The 19,243-nt window shown below is 64.5% G+C and carries 18 protein-coding genes and 1 riboswitch; of the genes, 10 read left to right on the plus strand and 8 right to left on the minus strand.

The window, feature by feature from the left end; genetic code table 11:
• Positions 1-9: 9 nt before the first annotated feature.
• Entirely contained in the window at positions 10-1,491 is a 1,482-nt protein-coding gene (locus R4P57_RS21660; protein WP_317804911.1) for a PLP-dependent aminotransferase family protein, read from the plus strand.
• A gap of 6 nt (positions 1,492-1,497) precedes the next feature.
• On the opposite strand, the gene R4P57_RS21665 is transcribed toward R4P57_RS21660, so the two are convergent.
• Positions 1,498-2,574 carry a CaiB/BaiF CoA-transferase family protein gene (locus R4P57_RS21665; RefSeq protein ID WP_317804913.1) on the minus strand — a complete coding sequence of 359 codons (1,077 nt, stop codon included), beginning with the start codon at positions 2,572-2,574 and terminating at the stop codon, positions 1,498-1,500.
• A 95-nt stretch (positions 2,575-2,669) separates the two neighbouring features.
• Here R4P57_RS21665 and purT point away from each other — a divergent pair, with 95 nt between their 5' ends.
• Both purT and R4P57_RS21675 read left to right on the plus strand, forming a co-directional pair.
• Positions 2,670-3,866 (plus strand): formate-dependent phosphoribosylglycinamide formyltransferase, encoded by a 1,197-nt coding sequence (purT, locus tag R4P57_RS21670; RefSeq protein ID WP_317804914.1) that lies wholly within the window; start codon positions 2,670-2,672, stop codon positions 3,864-3,866.
• A 50-nt stretch (positions 3,867-3,916) separates the two neighbouring features.
• On the plus strand, positions 3,917-4,399 hold the full coding sequence (locus R4P57_RS21675; protein WP_317804915.1) for a DUF456 domain-containing protein: 483 nt from the start codon (positions 3,917-3,919) through the stop codon (positions 4,397-4,399).
• Between the two features lie 18 nt (positions 4,400-4,417).
• Here the strand turns inward: R4P57_RS21675 and R4P57_RS21680 are convergent, their stop codons facing one another.
• Positions 4,418-5,152, minus strand: a complete 735-nt coding sequence (locus R4P57_RS21680) for an amidohydrolase family protein (RefSeq protein WP_317804916.1) — start codon at positions 5,150-5,152, stop codon at positions 4,418-4,420.
• Positions 5,153-5,219: 67 nt separating this feature from the next.
• On the opposite strand from R4P57_RS21680, the gene R4P57_RS21685 reads away from it, so the two are divergent.
• The gene (locus R4P57_RS21685; RefSeq protein WP_317804917.1) at positions 5,220-6,089 is read left to right on the plus strand and encodes an SMP-30/gluconolactonase/LRE family protein; all 870 of its coding nucleotides are present in this window, start codon (positions 5,220-5,222) and stop codon (positions 6,087-6,089) included.
• A 70-nt stretch (positions 6,090-6,159) separates the two neighbouring features.
• Here R4P57_RS21685 and R4P57_RS21690 read toward each other — a convergent pair whose 3' ends face one another.
• Positions 6,160-7,545: an FAD-dependent oxidoreductase gene (locus R4P57_RS21690; RefSeq protein WP_317804918.1), complete on the minus strand. Its 1,386-nt coding sequence runs from the start codon at positions 7,543-7,545 to the stop codon at positions 6,160-6,162.
• A 296-nt stretch (positions 7,546-7,841) separates the two neighbouring features.
• Between R4P57_RS21690 and R4P57_RS21695 the strand changes: the two genes are divergently transcribed.
• Genes R4P57_RS21695 through R4P57_RS21710 form a run of 4 tightly spaced genes read left to right on the plus strand, consistent with a single transcriptional unit; the run spans position 7,842 to position 10,993 of the window.
• The gene (locus tag R4P57_RS21695) at positions 7,842-8,705 is read left to right on the plus strand and encodes a TauD/TfdA dioxygenase family protein (RefSeq protein WP_317804919.1); all 864 of its coding nucleotides are present in this window, start codon (positions 7,842-7,844) and stop codon (positions 8,703-8,705) included.
• Between the two features lie 48 nt (positions 8,706-8,753).
• Entirely contained in the window at positions 8,754-9,281 is a 528-nt protein-coding gene (locus R4P57_RS21700; protein WP_317804921.1) for a hypothetical protein, read from the plus strand.
• Between the two features lie 45 nt (positions 9,282-9,326).
• On the plus strand, positions 9,327-9,740 hold the full coding sequence (locus R4P57_RS21705; RefSeq protein ID WP_037190430.1) for a rhodanese-like domain-containing protein: 414 nt from the start codon (positions 9,327-9,329) through the stop codon (positions 9,738-9,740).
• 38 nt (positions 9,741-9,778) lie between these two features.
• Complete coding sequence (locus R4P57_RS21710; RefSeq protein ID WP_317804996.1) at positions 9,779-10,993, plus strand: O-succinylhomoserine sulfhydrylase; 1,215 nt, start codon at positions 9,779-9,781, stop codon at positions 10,991-10,993.
• A gap of 5 nt (positions 10,994-10,998) precedes the next feature.
• Here R4P57_RS21710 and R4P57_RS21715 read toward each other — a convergent pair whose 3' ends face one another.
• From R4P57_RS21715 to R4P57_RS21735, 5 genes are all read right to left on the minus strand, one after another.
• Positions 10,999-11,940: a TauD/TfdA family dioxygenase gene (locus R4P57_RS21715; protein ID WP_317804922.1), complete on the minus strand. Its 942-nt coding sequence runs from the start codon at positions 11,938-11,940 to the stop codon at positions 10,999-11,001.
• A 152-nt stretch (positions 11,941-12,092) separates the two neighbouring features.
• Complete coding sequence (locus tag R4P57_RS21720; RefSeq protein ID WP_317804924.1) at positions 12,093-13,166, minus strand: isochorismate synthase; 1,074 nt, start codon at positions 13,164-13,166, stop codon at positions 12,093-12,095.
• Positions 13,166-13,924: an HAD-IIA family hydrolase gene (locus R4P57_RS21725; protein WP_068053998.1), complete on the minus strand. Its 759-nt coding sequence runs from the start codon at positions 13,922-13,924 to the stop codon at positions 13,166-13,168. Before R4P57_RS21725 ends, R4P57_RS21720 begins: the two co-directional genes overlap by 1 nt.
• A gap of 87 nt (positions 13,925-14,011) precedes the next feature.
• The gene (locus R4P57_RS21730) at positions 14,012-14,332 is read right to left on the minus strand and encodes a WhiB family transcriptional regulator (protein WP_317804925.1); all 321 of its coding nucleotides are present in this window, start codon (positions 14,330-14,332) and stop codon (positions 14,012-14,014) included.
• Positions 14,333-14,521: 189 nt separating this feature from the next.
• The gene (locus tag R4P57_RS21735) at positions 14,522-16,333 is read right to left on the minus strand and encodes an HNH endonuclease signature motif containing protein (protein ID WP_317804926.1); all 1,812 of its coding nucleotides are present in this window, start codon (positions 16,331-16,333) and stop codon (positions 14,522-14,524) included.
• A 119-nt stretch (positions 16,334-16,452) separates the two neighbouring features.
• Here R4P57_RS21735 and R4P57_RS21740 point away from each other — a divergent pair, with 119 nt between their 5' ends.
• Positions 16,453-17,205 (plus strand): hypothetical protein, encoded by a 753-nt coding sequence (locus R4P57_RS21740; RefSeq protein ID WP_317804927.1) that lies wholly within the window; start codon positions 16,453-16,455, stop codon positions 17,203-17,205.
• 105 nt (positions 17,206-17,310) lie between these two features.
• Positions 17,311-17,404, plus strand: a riboswitch (SAM riboswitch).
• A gap of 221 nt (positions 17,405-17,625) precedes the next feature.
• Positions 17,626-19,242, plus strand: a complete 1,617-nt coding sequence (locus R4P57_RS21745) for an ABC transporter substrate-binding protein (RefSeq protein ID WP_411742409.1) — start codon at positions 17,626-17,628, stop codon at positions 19,240-19,242.
• Position 19,243: the final 1 nt, after the last annotated feature.

Genomic DNA, 19,243 nt, shown 5'->3' on the forward strand with positions numbered 1-19,243 from the left:
CTGGGGTGCATGGCCTCGAGAGTTCTCAATGCAACGTCACTGGCCCGCGATCTCGGCAGCTGGCGCGGCGACGCGTCCTCGGATGGATCCGGTAGGCGCAAGGCGTCGCGTCCGACGTATCGCGCGTTGGCCGATGGCGTTCGACTACTGATTCACGACGGTCGCATTCCGCTCGGTGTCGGTCTGCCCAGTGAGCGTGATCTGTCGGCGGCTCTCGATCTCAGTCGTACCACCATCACGTCCTCGTATTCGGTGCTGCGCGACGAGGGCTATCTGATCAGCAAGCAGGGCTCGCGCAGTACCGTCGCGCTGCCCGCTGCACCCACCCCCAACGGATTGTTGATCCAGTCGACATCGCCATCGGGTCCGGTCGTGGACATGTCTCACGCAGCGATGGCAGCGGCGGACGGCACCATGACCGCGGCGTACGAGTCTGCGCTGCAAGCACTTCCGACCTATCTGCCGACGCACGGCATGGAGCCCATCGGTCTGGCGGTGCTGCGGGAGGCCATCGCGCAACGCTTCGTCGCGCGTGGCCTGCCGACGACGGCCGATCAGATCATGGTGACTTCCGGTGCACAGCAAGCAGTTCGGCTACTACTGGGCACCTTGACCTCGCCGGGTGACCGGGTGCTGATCGATCACCCGACCTACCCCAACGCCCTCGAAGCCATCAGGCGGGTGGGTGCCCGTCCCGTACCGGTGCCGGTACGTCCGGCCGACGGCGACTGGGATCTCGACGGGATCCGCAGTGCTGCAAGGCAAACCGCAGCCAAGGTTGCGTACCTGATCCCGGACTTCCACAATCCCACCGGGCAGGTGCTGGGTGCCGAGGGGCGGGCCGAACTCGCACGCATCACGCGCGACACCCGCATGACGCTCATCGTCGACGAAACCATGGTCGATCTGTGGCTGGACGCCCCGCCGCCGCCGCCGGTCGCGTCGTTCGGGCGGGTCTCGGGGTCCGACATCGTCACGATCGGCTCGGCATCCAAGTCGTTCTGGGGCGGCCTGCGTATCGGCTGGATCAGGGCGCATCCGTCGCTCGTCTCGCAGCTGGCAGGCTCGCGGGCAGCGCACGACCTCGGCACCTCGATCATGGATCAGTTGGCGTCGTCGTTCCTGCTGCAGGACGCCGAACCTGCGCTCGAGCTACGCCGAACGCACCTGCGCGAGCGCCGCGACGTACTCGAAGATGCTCTGGCCGAACATCTTCCGGACTGGCGCTACCGCCGCTCCGAGGGCGGCATGTCGCTGTGGTTGCAGCTCCCTGCACCGGTGTCGAGCGCGCTCGCCGCCACCGCGCCCGCATTCGGCGCAGTGCTGGCGGCAGGCCCGCGATTCGGCGTCGAGGGTGCGTTCGAGCGCTACCTCAGGTTGCCGTACACCCGTGAGCCGCAGGAGCTGCGGGCCGCGGTGATGGCCACGGCTGCTGCGTACCGAGCCCTTGCCCCCAGCTCCGAATCGGAACAGCCGGCGCTGGTGTTCTGACCCGAGCTATACCCAGACCGACGCGATGTCGGTTGCCGTGGCGGGCGGTGGCGTCGGGACTTCGTTTGCGGTGCGGGAGAATCGAGGAGCCGGCCGGTGTTGGGTGACGCCGCCGATGTCGATCAGCGAATCTCGGTCCTTCATGTGCGGGTGGTTCGGGGCCTCGGCGAAGGTGAGGACCGGTGACACGCACGCGTCGGTGCCGTCGAAGATCGCGGCCCATTCGTCTCGGGTCTTGGACAGGAACGTCGTGGTGAATCTCTCGCGCAGTTCGGGCCATCGTGACTTGTCCATCTGCGGGGGAAGGTCTGCATCGGAGAGGCCGAGACCGGTGAGCAGCTGGGCGTAGAACTGCGGCTCGAGCGAGCCGACTGCAATGTACTGGCCGTCGGAGGTCTCGTAGGTGTCGTAGAACGGTGCGCCGGTATCGAGCAGGTTGGTGCCACGCTCGTCGCTCCAGGCTCCGACGCCACGCCAGGCCCAGATCATGTGCGAGAGTGCGGCGGTGCCGTCGACCATGGCCGCGTCGACCACCTGTCCCTCTCCGGAGTTCTGTCGCTCGTAGAGCGCCGCCATGATGCCGAAGACGAGGAACATCGAGCCACCGCCGAAGTCGCCGACCATGTTCATCGGTGGCACGGGCCGCTCGCCCTCGCGGCCGATTGCGTTCAGTACGCCGGTGACGGAGATGTAGTTGATGTCGTGGCCTGCGGTCTGCGCCCACGGGCCTTCTTGGCCCCAGCCGGTCATGCGACCGTAGACGAGGCGCGGGTTGCGGGCGAGGGCGTCGTCGGGTCCGAGGCCGAGTCGTTCGGTGACGCCGGGGCGGAAGCCCTCGATCAACACGTCGGCGCGTTCGACCAGACCCAGCACTTTCTCGATGTCGGCCGGATCCTTGAGGTTCGCCTCGACGATGGTGCGGCTGCGCAGCTGGTGGTCGTGGGGAGAGATCTGCCCGGCACGCTGGACGCGTACGACGTCTGCGCCGAGGTCGGCCAGGAGGAGTGCGGCGTGTGGGCCGGGCCCGATGCCCGCGAGCTCGACTACGCGGAGCCCTGCGAGTGGTCCACCAGTGTTCGACACGTTATTTGCCTCGTTCCGACTCGTCAGCTGCGAATGTGAATGGAGACTAACTTGTACTAGGTCGTCCAACCGATTGGGGTGTGGATAATAGGGCTGTGACTGCCCCAGATCCCGTCCGTATCGGTACTCCGCTCACTCCCGGGGCCACCCGGGTGATGCTGCTCGGCTCAGGTGAGCTGGGCAAAGAGGTGATCATCGCGTTCCAGCGCCTCGGCGTCGAGGTGATTGCCGTCGATCGCTACGACAACGCCCCTGGTCATCAGGTGGCCCATCACGCGTTCACGATCGACATGAGCAACCCCGAAGAACTACTGGCGCTGATCGATTCGCAGCAGCCGGATTTCGTGGTGCCGGAGATCGAGGCCATCGCGACCGATGCCCTGGCCGAGGTCGAAGCGCGGGGTAGGAGCGTCGTGATCCCGACAGCTCGCGCGACGCAGTTGACCATGAACCGAGAGGGCATCAGGCGTCTCGCGGCCGAGGAGCTCGGGCTGCCGACGTCACCGTACGCGTTCGCCGATTCGCTGGCGGGCGTGCGAGAAGCCTTGTCCACCATCGGCTTTCCCGCCGTCATCAAGCCCGTCATGTCCTCGTCGGGCAAGGGGCAGTCCGTCGTTCGCACCGAGGTCGATGTCGAGGCGGCGTGGGAGTACGCGCTCAAAGGCGGCCGCGTCGACCTCGGTCGCGTCATCGTCGAGGGATTCGTCGATTTCGATTACGAGATAACACTTCTCACCGTCCGAGCGACCAATGGAACCTCGTTCTGCGAGCCGATCGGGCACCTGCAGGAATCCGGCGACTACGTCGAATCCTGGCAACCGCAACCGATGTCCGACGCGGCCCTGGCCGGTGCGCGCGATGTTGCCGAGCGGATCACGACGGCGCTCGGTGGGCGCGGGTTGTTCGGCGTCGAATTGTTCGTGCAGGGCGACAACGTGTACTTCTCCGAGGTCAGTCCTCGTCCGCACGATACGGGTCTGGTGACGCTTCGTACGCAACGGTTCTCGGAGTTCGAGCTGCATGCCCGCGCCGTACTGGGTCTGCCGATCGACACGACTCTGCTCTCGCCCGGTGCGTCGGCGGTGATCTACGGCGGTGTCGACGCGGACGGCATTCACTTCGACGGCGTCGCCGATGCGCTGGCTGTCCCCGAGACCGATCTTCGCCTGTTCGGCAAGCCGACGAGTTTCGTCAGGCGTCGGATGGGCGTTGCGGTGTCGACGGCCTCGGACATCGAGACTGCGCGAAGCAGGGCACGCGAGGCAGCGGGCAAGGTTCGCCCCACCGTCTGATCCGGCCGTCCGACGCAGCGTCAGATGCCGGGACAGGGCACACTGAGCCCATGAGCGTGCTCGGTGAGGTCCTGGTCGGCCTGGTGATTCTGGTCGGCCTCGTCGGTATCGTCGTCCCGATTCTGCCGGGCACCATCTTGATCTTCGCGGCCGTCGCAGTGTGGGCGTGGGTCACCGGCGGAGCCGCCGCGTGGACCGTCTTCGCGATCGCGGCGGTGTTGCTGGTGATCAGCGGTGTCGTGAAATACACCTGGCCCGGGCGGCGGATGCGGGAGGCAGGCGTCCCGATGCGATCGCTGATGATCGGCGGACTGCTCGGCATCGTCGGATTCTTCGTCATCCCCCTCGTCGGTCTGTTCATCGGCTTCATCGCCGGCGTCTACGTGGCCGAAGTGCCCAGGCATCGCAATCATTCCGAGGCCTGGCGATCGACCGTGCACGCCACCAAGGCCGCGGGGCTGTCCATCCTGGTGGAATTGTTCGGCGCGTTGCTCGCCTCGGCGGTGTGGCTCGGCGGAGCCGTGCTCGTCTAGATCAAGGGCCCTGCTGAATCAAGGGACGCGATACCAAGCCCGGGCATTGCCGTCGAGCACCGCCGGGAGATCGCCGCCGACGGCGTGAGAAATGATGTCGATGTCGGTCTCCGAGAACGGACGCGGGGCACGGGTGCCCGGTAGATCGGTGCCGAACATCAACGCTGCGGGATTCACGCGATGAATCTGCTGCAGTGTGTCGATGATGTCGAGGTCCACCCGGCCGAATCCCGTTGCCTTGACGCGTACTCCGCGGTCGACCAGGTTCAGTAGATACGGCAGACCCTGCGTCGACAGGCCCAGGTGATCGATGCTCACGGCCGGCAGCTTCGCGAGTATGGGTTCGAGCGAGAGCAGCAGGGACGCCTCGACGTACAGCTCGGCGTGCCACCCCACCAGATCGTGGACACGACGCGCCTGAGTGGTGAGCATCTGCAGATCCGTCTCGCCGCGTTTGAGATTGAACCGCATACCGCGCACGCCCGCGTCGTTCAGCGCGACGATGTCCTCGTCGGAACATTCCGGATCGATCTGAGTGACGCCCACCCAGCCGCGTCCCAGGGTCTCCAACGCGGCCAGCAGGTAGGTCTGATCGGTGCCCTGGAACGATCCCGTCACCACCGCGCCGCCGGTGATACCGAGCCCGTCGACGTCGTAGAGGTAGTTCGAGATGGTGTACGGATCGGGCAGGAAACCGTGGTTCTCGATGAGCGGAAACTTCGGGTCGATGATGTGTAGGTGGGCGTCGAACACGGCCCCCAGCATGCCAGCTCACGCATTCGGCGTCGCAGCCACCGTTCGCGGTGTTTGAATTCGAAACATGAAACCGGAGACCACAGTCGTTCTCGACGGATACACCTACTTCGAATGTCCGAGATGGCACGAGGGGAGGATCTGGGTATCGGACTTCTACTCCCATCGCGTCGTGTCCGCCCTCGAGGACGGTTCCGACGTACGAGTCGAAGCCGAGGTGCCCAATCAGCCGTCGGGCCTGGGATGGTTGCCCGACGGGCGGCTGCTGATCGTGTCGATGCGCGACTACAAGTTGCTACTGCGTGAGCACGACGGCACGCTGACCGTGCACGCCGATCTGTCGACGTATGTTCGGGCGAATCTCAACGACATGCTCGTCGATGCGCAGGGCCGCGCGTACATCGGGAACTTCGGCTTCGATCTGATGAACTTCGCGCCCGTCGAGACGGCCGACCTGATTCGCGTCGACCCGGACGGTTCCGCGCACGTCGTGGCCTCGGATCTGTACTTCCCCAACGGGATGGCGTTCACGGCTTCAGGCGAGCTGCTGGTGGACGAGACGGTCGGCAACCGGGTCAGTGCCTTCGATATCGAGGAGGACGGGTCCCTGGGCGAGCGGCGTGACTGGGCGACGTTCGGCGAGCTGCCGTCGTCGACGGATATGGCGACTGCCATGAGCGAGCTGAAGGTGGCCGCCGACGGCTGCTGCATCGACACCGACGGCACGATGTGGATCGCCGACGCGTTGGGGCAACGAGTGCTGCACGTGGCACCGGGCGGGGAGATTCTCGACCAGCTCGACTTCGATCTCGGCGTTTTCGCCTGCGGACTCGGCGGATCCGACGGCCGCACCCTGTTCGTCTGCGCTGCACCGGATTTCAACGAACATCAACGCAAAATCGAGACCGAGGGAAAGCTGCTGGCGGTTCGGGTATAGAGCGCTCCGCGCATGTGAGCGGAACTTCGTAGCCTGCTACGAATTTCCACTCACATGCGGCGCAGCCGCTCTACGCCTTGTCGGGCTCGGAGGCCTTGAGCATGTCTTCGCGCTCGACGACCTTCACGCGCTCGCGGCCCTCGGGCTCACCGAGTGAGCGCTCGTGCGCGTCGAGGCGGTACCAACCGTCCCAGGTGGTGAACGGAACCTGCTTGCCTTCTAGGAACGAGGTGACGGCATCCAGGTCCGGCTCGGCCGCACCGACGAAGCTCGGCGCATCCTCGAGCAGATTGGCGACGGTCTCGTTGGCATCGCCCTTGGTGTGACCGATGAGGCCGACGGGTCCGCGCTTGATCCAGCCGGTGACGTACGTGGCGGGAACGGGTGTGGTCGAGGACGGGGACTCGACGACGCGTCCGGCCTCGTTGGGGATGGTGCCTGCCTGCTCGTCGAACGGGAGCTGGCTGATGTTCTGGCTGAGGTAGCCGACGGCGCGGTAGACGGCCTGAACGTCCCAGTCGTTGTACTTGCCGGTGCCCTTGACGTTGCCGGTGCCGTCGAGCTCGGTGCGCTCGGTACGCAGACCGACGACCTTGCCGTCCGCGCCGAGTACTTCGTGCGGGGACTCGAAGAAGTGCAGGAACAGCTTGTGCGGGCGAGCGCCGACGTCGCGGATGGCCCAGTCCTGCAGGGTATTGGCGACCATGTCGATCTGCTTGGAGCTGCGGCGGGCCTGCTCGGAGCCCTCGTCGTAGTCGATGTCCTCAGGGGCGACGATGACCTCGATGTTCGGCGAATGGTCGAGCTCGCGCAGCTCCAGCGGGGTGAACTTGGCCTGAGCCGGTCCACGACGGCCGAAGACGTGCACCTCGACGGCCTTGTTGGCCTTGAGGCCCTCGTAGACGTTCGCCGGGATCTCGGTGGGGAGCAGTTCGTCACCGGTCTTGGCGAGGACGCGTGCGACGTCCAGGGCAACGTTTCCGACGCCCAGGACTGCGACCTTCTCGGCGTCGAGTGGCCAGGTGCGCGGCACGTCCGGGTGGCCGTCGTACCAGGAGACGAAGTCGGCGGCGCCGTAGCTGCCCTCCAGGTCGATGCCGGGGATGTTCAGGGCGCGGTCCGCGTTGGCACCGGTGGAGAAGATGACGGCGTCGTAGAAGCGACGCAGGTCGTCCAACGCGATGTCGGTGCCGTAGTCGATGTTGCCGAGCAGGCGAACCTGGGGCTTGTCGAGCACCTTGTGCAGTGCAGTGATGATGCCCTTGATCCGCGGATGGTCGGGGGCCACGCCGTAGCGGATGAGTCCGAAAGGCGCGGGCATGCGCTCGAAGAGGTCGATGCTCACGCCCGGTCCGCTGACATTGTGGTCGGACTTCATGAGCGCGTCGGCGGCATAGATGCCTGCCGGTCCGGCACCGACGATGGCGACGCGGAGTGGACGAGTCTGATCAGTCATGTGCAGCGAGCTACCTTCTTCGAGGGAAGTGCGGACACCCCAGCATAAATTAAGGACAACCTGAGCTGGGGCAGTGGGCAAACTTGCTGGATTTCCCGGTTTCCGGTAGGAATTGCTCTGTGGAGACGACATACCTGGTCCGACGGTTCACCGTCGACTTCTGTCGTACCTGCACCAACATGTGTTGTCGGTGACCTGACCCGACGCCCTTCCCCTCCTCCAGCAGGACGGGACCCCTCTCTCGACGGCAGCGTTGCCGAAGATCAGCGCCCGGCCGTGCACAGATTCGAGGACACATGACCACTCTGGAACAGACCTCCACGCTCACAGTCGACAAGCTCGGCCCATCGTTCGGTGCCGAGGTCATCGGCCTCGACGTCGCCTCGGCGTCCGACACACAGATACACGCCGTTCGTCGAGCCCTCGCCGAATACAAGGTCCTCGTGCTGCGCGGGCAGTCCATCGACGACGCGGGACACATCGAATTCGGTCGCAGGCTCGGTGATCTCACCGCGGGCCACCCGGTGCACGACAGCGGACACGTCGCCCCCGAGGTCTACGCCCTCGACAGTCAGGACAACGGTTTCGCCGACGTCTGGCACACCGACGTCACGTTCATGGAACGTCCGCCGATGGGCTCGATCCTGCGTCCCGTCGTTCTGCCACCGCACGGTGGCGACACCAACTGGGCCGACAGTCAGCTCGCCTACGAGTCGCTGTCCGCACCGGTCCGCCGAATGATCGACGGACTCACCGCAATGCACGACGGTAACCGCGAATTCGGCTACTACCTCGCGCAGAAGCGCGGCGGTAAGGGCAACGTGTGGGACGGCAAGGAAGTCACCGCGCTGGTCCCCGTCGAACATCCCGTCGTGCGGGTCCACCCGGAAACGGGCCGCAAGGGGCTGTTCGTCAATCCGGGTTTCACCTCCCACATCGTGGGTGTGTCGGAGGCCGAGAGCCGTGGAATCCTGGATCTGCTCTACGCGCACCTGACCAAACCCGAACACATCGTGCGGCACCGCTGGCGGCTGGGCGATCTGGTGCTGTGGGACAACCGCAGCACCTCGCATTACGCCAACCGCGACTACGGCACCGAGCACCGCAAGATGCACCGCATCACGTTGCGAGGAGACATCCCCGTCGGACCCTCGCACTGACAGGACCCAGCTGAACACAGAGCCGTCGGATCGAGGAAGATTGCCTACATGGCGTCGTGGAGTGAACGTAGGCAACAGTGGGTCGACAGTCGTGAGGAAGCGCGCAACAACGCGTCCGAGGCGGCCGCCGACTCCGGTGAGCAGCGTCCGCCCAACGCGTGGCCGTTCATCATCGCCGTCGGCATCGTCGTCGTTCTGCTCGTCGGCATCTTCGCAGCGTCGAAGTTCGCCCCCGCGGAGAACAACGTGACGCAGGCACAGCTGCTCACCGACGCCGTCGACGGATTCCTCGAAGCGCAGAACACCGGCGACGCGGATCTGCTGCGTCAGAACACCTGCTTCGATCAGGTCGAGCGCCTGATCCCGGGTGACGATGCGCAGTATCGAACCGATCGATCAGGTGAGGTCGAGCGCAACGGCGAGTCGTCCATCGACGGTGTGCCGTCGGCGTACGAGGTCAACGGCGATCGAGGTGTTGTCACGGTCCCGCTGAAGGAAGAGAAATCCGGAGTGCAGACCGACAACGAGTGGAAGTTCGTCCGCGTCGACGACAAGTGGCTGGTGTGCAATGTCTGATCTGGGTATGTGTGACGTAACGGCAAGCGACGGAAGGCTGATCAAGTGACCTACGCAGGTGACATAACCCCGGAAGCTGCCTGGGAGTTGCTGCAGAGCAACCCCGAGGCCGTGCTCGTGGACGTTCGTACGCGCGCCGAGTGGCAGTACGTCGGAGTTCCCGACACCTCCGGCATCGAACGCCCCACTCACTTGATCGAATGGGTCAGCTTCCCCGACGGTGCCCGGAACACCAACTTCGTCGACGACTTGAAAGCCGCAGGCGTGGACGGTGATCGACCGGTGGTGTTCCTGTGCCGCTCCGGTCAGCGATCCATCGGTGCCGCCGAGGCCGCGACGGCTGCGGGAATCGGTCCGTCCTACAACGTGCTCGACGGTTTCGAAGGTGCCACCGACGCCGACGGCCACCGCGGAGCCACGGGTTGGCGTGCGGTCGGGTTGCCTTGGCGGCAGTCGTGAGTATTCCGGGCGGCGGGCAGGAGCGAAGCGACAAGGGGATTCCACGAGGTGGGGGATTCGACAAGCCCCTGCCCGAGGGTGTCGGTCAGGCAACGCTCGGGGTACGCGGCGGTCTGATGCGATCCGGCTTCGACGAGAACGCCGAAGCCCTCTATCTCTCTTCGGGTTTCGTCTACGAGAGTGCCGGTGCTGCGGAGCAGGCGTTCACCGGCGAGATCGATCATTTCGTGTACTCGCGCTACGGCAACCCGACGGTCAAGATGTTCGAGGAGCGGCTGCGTCTGATCGAGGGTGCCGAGGCATGCTTCGGCACCTCGAGCGGAATGTCCGCGGTGTTCACCGCACTCGGTGCGCTGTTGAAGGCCGGTGACCGATTGGTTGCTGCGCGTAGCCTTTTCGGCTCCTGCTTCGTCGTCTGCAACGAGATTCTGCCGCGCTGGGGCGTCGAAACCGTCTTCGTCGACGGTGAAGACCTCGAGCAGTGGGAGCAGGCGCTGTCGGTGCCGACGACGGCGGTGTTCTTCGAGACCCCGTCCAACCCGATGCAGTCGTTGGTCGACGTTCGACGCGTCTCCGAGCTGGCACATGCGGCCGGCGCAACGGTGGTGTTGGACAACGTGTTCGCGACGCCGCTGCTGCAGCGCAGCCTCGAACTCGGTGCCGACGTGGTCGTGTACTCGGGCACCAAGCACATCGACGGTCAGGGGCGGGTGCTCGGCGGCGCGATCCTCGGCTCGAAGGAGTACATCGACGGTCCGGTGCAGACTCTGATGCGGCACACCGGTCCAGCGCTGAGCCCGTTCAACGCCTGGACGCTGCTCAAGGGTTTGGAGACGATGCCGGTGCGGGTGCGGCATTCGGTGAATTCCGCGCTGCAGATCGCCGAGTTCCTCGAAGGCCATCCGTCGGTGCGCTGGGTGAAATATCCCTTCCTGCAATCACATCCGCAGTACGAGCTGGCCAAGTCGCAGATGTCGGGCGGCGGTACCGTCGTGACGTTCGAGCTCGATGCTCCCGAGGGAGAGGGCAAGAAGCGTGCCTTCGAGGTGCTCGACGCATTGCGCATCGTCGACATCTCCAACAACCTCGGCGACTCCAAGACACTGATCACCCATCCGGCCACCACCACGCACCGCGCGATGGGGCCGGAAGGCCGTGCGGCAGTGGGCATCACCGACGGCGTCGTGCGCATCTCGATCGGCCTCGAGGACACCGAGGATCTGATCGGGGACCTGGACCAGGCCTTGAAGTAGCTGGATCAGAGTGTCACCGGCACCGGCTTGTCGATGAGGGAGTAGTGCGCGGCATCGCCGGCTACCACTCGGCTCTTCTCTCCATTGGGGTGTACCGGCACGTCTCCCGCCAGGGTGATGCGTTCGAGGCGACGGTACTGATCGTCCCAATCTGCGACGGCGTAGTGCTGGGTGGCGCGGTTGTCCCAGATGGCGACGTCGCCGAGGCTCCATGTCCAGCGAACGGTGTTCTCCAGCTTGGTCACTCGATTCTGTAGGAGATCGAACAGCGTTTGCGACTCCTTGGTCGACAACCCGAGGAAGTTCCTCACGAAGTGGCCCAGAACCAGGGTCTTCTCACCGGTCTCGGGGTGTACTCGCACCACCGGATGCTCGGTCTCGAAGTAGGTGGACTGGAATTCCTTCCGGTATTCCTCGGTCTTGGAGTTCTGAATTTTCTCCGCCGCTGTCGCCGCATAGTCGTAGGTGTTCGAGTGGGTGGCCCACAGGTTGTCCACCAACGCCTTCAACGAATCCGGCAGCTCCGCGTAGGCGGCAGTTTGTGACGCCCACGTGGTGTTCCCGCCGTATTCCGGGAGGCTGACCGCACGCAGGATCGAGGCCTTCGGGATGCGGTCGACGAAGGTCACATCCGAGTGCCAGCTGTTGGCCTTGCCGTAATCGGAGTCGATGGACAGCGTTCTGGTGCCGCGAGAAGTGACCGTGGGGTGCGGAGTGGTCGGTGATCCGAGTAGTTCCGCGAACGCGTACTGGCCTTCGTCGTCGAGGTGGTGCTGGCCGCTGAAGAAGATGACCTTGTGCGCGAGCAGAGCGCGCCGAACGAACTCGACGGTGTTCGCATCCAGATCGCCACCGAGTCGTACTCCCTCGATGCGGGCGCCGAGATTGCCGCCGATCTTGATCGCACGCAGAGCTGTCTTGTTCTCGACAAGAGTGTCCACCGACATGTCGGTACCTTTCGCTGGTTGAAGCACTGCACGAATTGCACCGGTGCAGTATGGAATTCAACAAGCTGACCATTGTCGATCGACGATGTACACAGTTCGATTCACCGTGATCTCAACGCGACATTCGATCGGTACCGGTGTCCGGAATTACGTCAGTTCTCGAAGACGCTGAGAACGGTGCGGAACTTGGCCGTCGTTTCGTCGAGTTCGGCGTCGGGGTCGGAATCCGCGACGATGCCGCCGCCGGCAGTAGCGGTACCCGACAACCCATCCGCCGAGAGCTCGATGCAGCGAATGGACACCATCCACTCGCCGTCGCCGCTGCCGTCGGTCCATCCGACGGCTCCGGCGTAGAAGCCTCGGGAGCCCTCGACGGCCGCGATCGCAGCCATGGCCGCGGCTCGGGGAACGCCTGCGACGGCAGCGGTCGGATGTAGTGCCAGCGCTAGGTCCAGCGCCGAGGTCGCAGGGTCGGCAAGCACACCGACGATCGGTGTCGACAGGTGCCACAGCTGCGGAGTGCTGCTGAGCTGGGGTGACTCGGGCACATCGAGCGTCTCGCAGAACGGCGTCAACGCAGCCCGGATCTCGTCGACGACGAATCGGTGCTCGGCCTGATCCTTCGCACTCGCCGCCAACGCCGCGGAGATGCGTGCCTCTTCGGCGGGATCGGTGGAACGCGCCGCCGTCCCCGCGAACGGATGGCAGGTGACGATGTTGCCGCGCTTGCGAACCAACAGTTCCGGGCTGGCGCCGACGATGTGCGTGCCGGCCATGCCAGCGGGCGACAGGTCCGCGAGAAAGCCGTTGCCCATCGGATCACGTGTGACCAGCGCGCTCAACACCGAGGCAGGTTCGATCGGCGAATCCGCGGTCACCTCGATGGCCCGCGCCAGCACGATCTTCTCGGCCACACCGGCCTTCAACTGCTCTACGACATCCCGCACTCGCTGCACGTGAACGTCCGGGTCGGGAATCTGCCGCGCGATGGTGACCGCCGGTAGCGACGGCAGAACGTCCGCGGTCGCCCATGGCCCCTCGAGTCGGTAGAACTCCTCCGGCTCGATCAGGGCGGTGGCGTCGGACATATCGAAAGGCATTGCGCCGACGACGTTTCGGCCCTCCCGCACCGCCGCGATTGCGTCGGCGATATCGGGAAACGCGTGCCGGACGCCCAGCCCGACGACGTGGTGATCCTGGCGGGAAAGGACGAATTCGAGTGTCATCAGAACGGGTTCTGAGTGCGGCCTACCAGGTCTGCGACGGAATCGAGGACCTTGGTCGGTCGGTAGGGGTACTGCTCGACGGATTGGACCGTCGAGATGCCGGTGAGAACCAGGATGGTCTGCAGCCCGGCTTCGAGACCGGAGAGCACGTCGGTGTCCATCCGATCACCGATCATCAGTGTGTTCTCGGAGTGGCCGCCGATCGCACGCAGAGCCGACCGCATCATCAGCGCGTTGGGCTTGCCCACGTAGTACGGCTCCTTTCCGGTGGCCTTGGTGATGAGCGCGGCCACCGAACCGGTCGCCGGAAGCGAGCCTTCACGGGACGGTCCGGTGGCGTCGGGGTTGGTGGCGATGAAGCGCGAGCCCTTCTCGACGAGACGAATAGCGGTGGTGATGGCCTCGAACGAGTACGTGCGGGTCTCGCCGAGCACCACGTAATCCGGGCTCGAATCGGTGAGCGTGTAGCCGATGTCGTGCAGGGCGGTGGTCAGACCCGACTCGCCGACGACATAGGCGCTACCGCCGGGCCGCTGATTGCCCAGGAACGTCGCGGTGGCGAGAGCGGAGGTCCAGATCGACTTCTCGGGAATGTCCAGACCGGTGAACGCCAAGCGGGCCCGCAGGTCACGCGGGGTACGAATGGAATTGTTCGTCAACACGATGAACGGAATCTCGTTGGCCTGCAACTCGGCGAGGAACGTGTCGGCACCGGGAATCAAGTGGTCCTCGTGGACGAGTACGCCGTCCATGTCCATCAGATACGTCCACTGCTGAGGCTTCTCGGTTTCGCTCACCCTTCCATTGTGAACTACCCGGTCGCGCCGCAGGCTCGACTACCGGTACTAACTCGCCTGTCGCTCGGCGACACGTCGGGAGTTGGTTCTGAGTATCTGCCGCTCCCGAGCCGTCGTTCCGCCCCAGACTCCGAACGGCTCGTTCGCTGCCAGAGCGAATCGGCGGCAGGCCTCGACCACCGTGCACCCGGCGCACACCTGCTTCGCCCGGTCCTCACGTTCACGGCGAGCGGAGCGCGCTTCGCCGTGCGGAGAGAAGAAGATCTCCGAGTCCTGCCCGCGGCACAGTGCGTCGACCTGCCAGTCCCAGGATTCGACGGCAGGGTAGATTCCGCGCTCGATTGTGGCAATCGTGCTGTTCCTCGACATCGTCCGATCGTCACCGGATTCCCGAGTGCGCACAACGTTTCGAATCAGTGTGATTCGAGGATGGAGATGACCGAACCGGCCAGAACCTGCGGGGGCAACGCTGTCTGTGTTCATCTCCCTGCCAACGACTATTCCGGCAGAGACGCACGTGCGGCGGGCAGGGCTGTGCCTTGCGACTGATTCGCATCGTCATGCGGGTTGTCGTGGTTCCTCGTCTCTGACATCCCCGTGGTGGTCGGGTGGGTAGAGGACTTCTTCTGGGTGGTGTGCGTGGTTGATGAGTCCACGGCGCTTGGGGTCCATTCCAGTGGGTGGATGCCAGAGGGTGCGGCCCGGATAGCGATGGGCTGCTGTGGTTTTGGTGGTCGCCCACTTGCCTGGTCCGGTGCCGACGAGTGCGTGGTGCATGTCGCAGCCGAAGGTGAGGGCGTCGATGTCGGTGTAGCCGCCGTCGATCCAGTCGGTGACGTGGTGGGTTTGGCACCAGGTTGCTGGGCGGGTGCAGGAGGGAAAGCTGCAGCCGCGGTCTCGGGCGATGAGCACGATCCGTTGGTCGGCGGAGGCTATCCGTTTCGATCGGCCGAGGTACAACGTTCTGCCGTGGTCGTCGAAGATCGTGAGGTAGTGGTGGGCGTGGGAGGCCATGCGGATGGCGTCGCGGATGGAGATGCGGGATCCGGTGGCGGTCATGGCGTATCCGCTGCCGGCTTCGAGATCTTTCAGGGTCATGGTGACGATCGCGGTGACGGGCAGGCCTCGGTGGGTGCCGAGTGTCCCGGAGGCGAGTGTCTGCCGAAGCGCTAGTTTCAGGGCGTCGTGGTGACGTTCGCGCTGGGTTCGTCGATCACGAGCGGCAGCAGCGTCCCGCACAGCTGCCTTGTCCACGGTGTCGTCGTCGACGCCGGTATCGGATCCGGAGTGCCCGCCGGGTTCAGTAGCGCCTGCAGTGTCGTCGGAGTCATTTGCCTCTGTGCCGCAACCACAGTCGGTCCTGGAACCACAGTCGGTCCCGTCACCGCAGTCGTCGTCATCGCAGTCGTCGTCACTGTTGCGGTCCGTTCCATCCCACAGTCCTGCGTCACTGGATCCGGCATCGCGGGGAGTGGGCTTGGGCTTGGACTTGGGAGCAGTGGCGCTGCCGCTCCCGCTGTTGTCGTCGCTGCTGGTTTCGTCGTGGACGATCGATGTCGGGTCGGCCGGGTTGTTGACTCCGGGTTTCGCGGCTTTGGAGAACAGGGCCTCGAGGTAGGCCCGTAGTTCGGGGTCGACGCAGAAGTTTCCTTCCGACATACCGTCGGCACCCTGCTCGCCGAGGTAGAAGAACGCATCCCGTCGCTTCCGCGGCTTCGGTGGCTTCGGTGGCTTCCCGTCCTCGTCTTCGTCTTCGTCGTGATCGCCGTCGGGGTTGAGGATCGAGTCCAGATGCGCCACCAGCGGCGCGAAGTCGTCGGGTCGTCGGGTCGATGCGTAGCCCACCAATTGCTCTTCGGCGAGATCCCGTGTCTGCGGATCGACACTCGACGGCAGATGGCGAAAGAACTCCCGAATCATCTGCACATGCTTGGCATCGAGCAACCCCGCCCGCAACGCGTCCGCGGTTCTCGGCAGCAGCGGGGGCAATACTTCGCCGGAGAACGCGGTGCGATCACCCAACTCCCCGGCCAGGCGCACTCGTGCTCCTGCTGTTCGTGGGGTGATCCGCAGCATCCACGCCACCGAGGACGGCACCGACCCCGGGTACACATCGAGACCGTGTTGAGCGATCAGTTCGTTGAGCCAGGTGTACGAGTACGCCGTCACAGACCTGGTCATCGTTTCCATCCGTTGGATCACTGCACGCCGGTCGGCATTCGTCCACGACACCGACGCCTGATCCGCCAACTCGGCGACCGCGGACTCGACCTGATCCACCAACGCCGACAACTGCGGATCGGACACGTCAGGGGCGGGCGGCACCGTCTCGATGCCGTCCACCCCTGATCCGCCGTCCCCCGAAAGCATGAACAGAATCTATCGCGACCCACCGACAAGTATTCGAACATGCGTTCCCGTTAGTGCTCCGCTGTCGAAACGGTCCAGTCGGGGTCGGAGTACCGCACTATGTGGTGGATTACACATCGATGACAAATGTGACGTTATCGATTTCAAGCAACGACGAGTCGCGTAGATGCTGGTGGCGGCGTTCAATATCTCCCAAGGCGGACGTAACGACCACAGCAGTGTTGCTTGATTCGGCGACGAAAGCCACTGCTTGCTGTATCTCCGAACTCGAGTGTCGAGCCGGTATCCAATGTTGTGTTGACCCAGTGGGGATGATCGACATGAACGACGCATTTCGTTTCGCCGCTTCGTGCAGTTCACCGAAGGAACTGATCACTCGACTTCAGTTCGGTACGACGGACCTGTGGCCGGAGGATGTTGCCCTTCCGGCCCGTTGGCGCTACATGGCCGACCTCATAGATTCCGATCGGGGCATGCTCGTCGAACTCGACGGTGCACTGTCGACGCCGGTTGTGGACGCGCTCGTTGCGACGGCGGAATTGTGTAGGCAATCGGCCACCGAGTCTGTCCCTGCGGCCGACTGGGAGTATCTCCGGCGGGCTTTGGGATGGCTCGAGCGCGGTAGTTCCGGTGTCGATCGCGCTCTCATCGCCGTGGGCGACGAGTTGGCACTGATCGGGCTCGACGGTGTGGAGCAAGATTTCTCAGTCGCGACCTGGCTGTGCATGGACGTGCTGGATCAGTTCGCCTCCGGTGAAACGATCGGATACTGGATGGGGCGCGTGAAACTTTGGTCTTCGAAAATGGCTGAGCAGCAGTACAATTCAGGTCCGATCGGTCGAGAAGGCTCTGAGCTGACAGTTGCCGTCTGACTGGTGGGGGTCGTCCCGTTCGTACTTTTCGGATCTTCCGTCGGTGAGTCGATTCCTACCCCGGTTGGCAACTGCCCCGACCCTCTCGTAGTATCGGAAACCGTAGGACCATCCAGAGCGACCGAGAGACCTGGCTCGATGACGTCGCAGCAACCCCCCGCTCGTCGGGTGCGGGTGCTACCGCCGGGACCGATGGAGGAAATGCACATGAATACCCGAGTAGCTGCAGGCTTCGTCGACGGATGCCGTCGGATTCATGTCGATCTGTGCCGTCTGAACGGTTCGACCTGTCTTAGCTGACATTTCGGCACCCGTACTTTTCGACACCACACCTCATCATCTGCACGAACTCCTTCCTGGGCACACGTGGCTCGGACGAGGGAGTTCCTATGCGATCGACCAGATACCGGAGACACCCACGTGTCCACTCGCCCTGTACTTTTGGTGGCCGGAGTAATCGCCGCCACCGCCACACTGCTCGCCGGGTGCGCAGGTAGCGCCACCACCTCGGCCGCCGACGCCGGACCCCCGCAGTCAGGAGGGACCCTGCGTTACGGCCTGTCCGGCGCTCCCACCTGCTCCGACCCGGCACAATCCGGCACCAATCAGACGATCTACGTCACCCGCCAAGTGGTCGACTCGCTCACCGATCAGAACCCGGAAACCGGCGAGGTCGAGCCGTGGTTGGCCGAAAGCTGGGAAGTAAGTCCCGACGCGAGCTCGTTCACCTTCCAGCTGAAAGACGGTGTGACGTTCAGTGACGGCACCGCACTCGATGCCGCTGCCGTCAAGGCGAATTTCGACGCCATCACCGGCACTCTCGGTGCAGCCAAGGCACCTCTGGCCGCCAGTTACCTGACCGGGTACGAAGGTGCCACGGTGGTCGACCCGCTCACGGTCCGCATCGACTTCGCGGCACCGAATGCGCAGTTCCTGCAGGCGAGTTCGACGCCTCAGCTCGGAATCCAATCCATCGCGACCTCGGCGCAGTCTGCCGAGTCGCGGTGCCTGGGCGCCAACATCGGATCGGGACCGTTCACCTACGCGGACTATCAGCAGGACCGCTCCGTCGCCTTGGCCAAGCGAATCGGATACAACTGGGGCTCTGCGGTATTCGGCCATGAGGGCGAGGCGTACCTGGATCGTATCGAGTTCACCATCGTGCCCGAGTCGGGTGTACGTACCGGCAGTCTTTCCTCCGACCAGCTCGACGCCGTCAGTGACGCGCTACCGCAGGATGCTCCACAGATCGAGGCGACCGGTGGCCGGATCCTGACGACATCGAACCCGGGCGTTCCGTTCGGCATTCAGCCCAACGTCACTCGTGGTGCGCTACAGGATCCCGCCGTCCGGACGGCCCTGGTGCCGGCGATCAACCGTCAGGAACTTGTCGATACCGTCCTCGGACCCGACTTCCGCACGGCGACAAGCACGTTGGCCAGCGCCACTCCGGGGTACGTCGAACTCGCCGATGTCACCTACGATCCCGAGAAGTCGAAATCGCAGCTCGATGCAGCGGGCTGGGTTCCCGGTGCCGATGGGGTCCGTGAAAAGGGCGGGCAGAAGCTGAGCTTCAAGGTCATGTACTCGGCCGTGTTCGCCGGCAACCAGGCGATCCTCGAGCTGACCCAGCAGCAGTTGCGCGCCGTCGGCGTCGACCTACAGCTCGAGCTGGTGTCCACTTCGGAGGCGACCGCACGGCAAGGTACCAAGGACTACGACTCCACGTACTACAACAGCACCCGCGCCGACGGTGACATTCTTCGTACCTCGTTTGCCGTCGACGGACGGAACCTGAACGCGCGCGGCCCGATTCCGGATCTGGATGCATCGTTGACGGACCAGCTCTCGACCACCGACGTTGCGGCGCGCAACGAGATCCTCGCAACCGCCCAGCAGCAGGTGCTCGACAACGGATTGTGGATTCCCACGATCGAGCTCTCGCAGGCCGTCGGCGCGGCGTCGACAGTGCAGGATCTGAAGTTCGAGGCCTCCGCTCGCCTGCAGTTCTTCGACACCTGGCTGAGCGGGCAGTAGA

Source organism: Rhodococcus sp. IEGM 1330 (assembly GCF_033142445.1).
Taxonomy (GTDB): domain Bacteria; phylum Actinomycetota; class Actinomycetes; order Mycobacteriales; family Mycobacteriaceae; genus Rhodococcoides.

Excerpts from the sequence above, each read along its gene's own strand:
- R4P57_RS21660 (WP_317804911.1), top strand. The coding sequence starts at position 10 with ATGGCCTCGAGAGTTCTCAATGCAACGTCACTGGCCCGCGATCTCGGC.
- R4P57_RS21675 (WP_317804915.1), top strand. The coding sequence starts at position 3,917 with ATGAGCGTGCTCGGTGAGGTCCTGGTCGGCCTGGTGATTCTGGTCGGC.
- R4P57_RS21685 (WP_317804917.1), top strand. The coding sequence starts at position 5,220 with ATGAAACCGGAGACCACAGTCGTTCTCGACGGATACACCTACTTCGAA.
- R4P57_RS21690 (WP_317804918.1), bottom strand. The coding sequence starts at position 7,545 with ATGACTGATCAGACTCGTCCACTCCGCGTCGCCATCGTCGGTGCCGGA.
- R4P57_RS21695 (WP_317804919.1), top strand. The coding sequence starts at position 7,842 with ATGACCACTCTGGAACAGACCTCCACGCTCACAGTCGACAAGCTCGGC.
- R4P57_RS21700 (WP_317804921.1), top strand. The coding sequence starts at position 8,754 with ATGGCGTCGTGGAGTGAACGTAGGCAACAGTGGGTCGACAGTCGTGAG.
- R4P57_RS21715 (WP_317804922.1), bottom strand. The coding sequence starts at position 11,940 with ATGTCGGTGGACACTCTTGTCGAGAACAAGACAGCTCTGCGTGCGATC.
- R4P57_RS21720 (WP_317804924.1), bottom strand. The coding sequence starts at position 13,166 with ATGACACTCGAATTCGTCCTTTCCCGCCAGGATCACCACGTCGTCGGG.
- R4P57_RS21725 (WP_068053998.1), bottom strand. The coding sequence starts at position 13,924 with ATGGACATGGACGGCGTACTCGTCCACGAGGACCACTTGATTCCCGGT.
- R4P57_RS21730 (WP_317804925.1), bottom strand. The coding sequence starts at position 14,332 with ATGTCGAGGAACAGCACGATTGCCACAATCGAGCGCGGAATCTACCCT.
- R4P57_RS21735 (WP_317804926.1), bottom strand. The coding sequence starts at position 16,333 with ATGCTTTCGGGGGACGGCGGATCAGGGGTGGACGGCATCGAGACGGTG.
- R4P57_RS21740 (WP_317804927.1), top strand. The coding sequence starts at position 16,453 with ATGACAAATGTGACGTTATCGATTTCAAGCAACGACGAGTCGCGTAGA.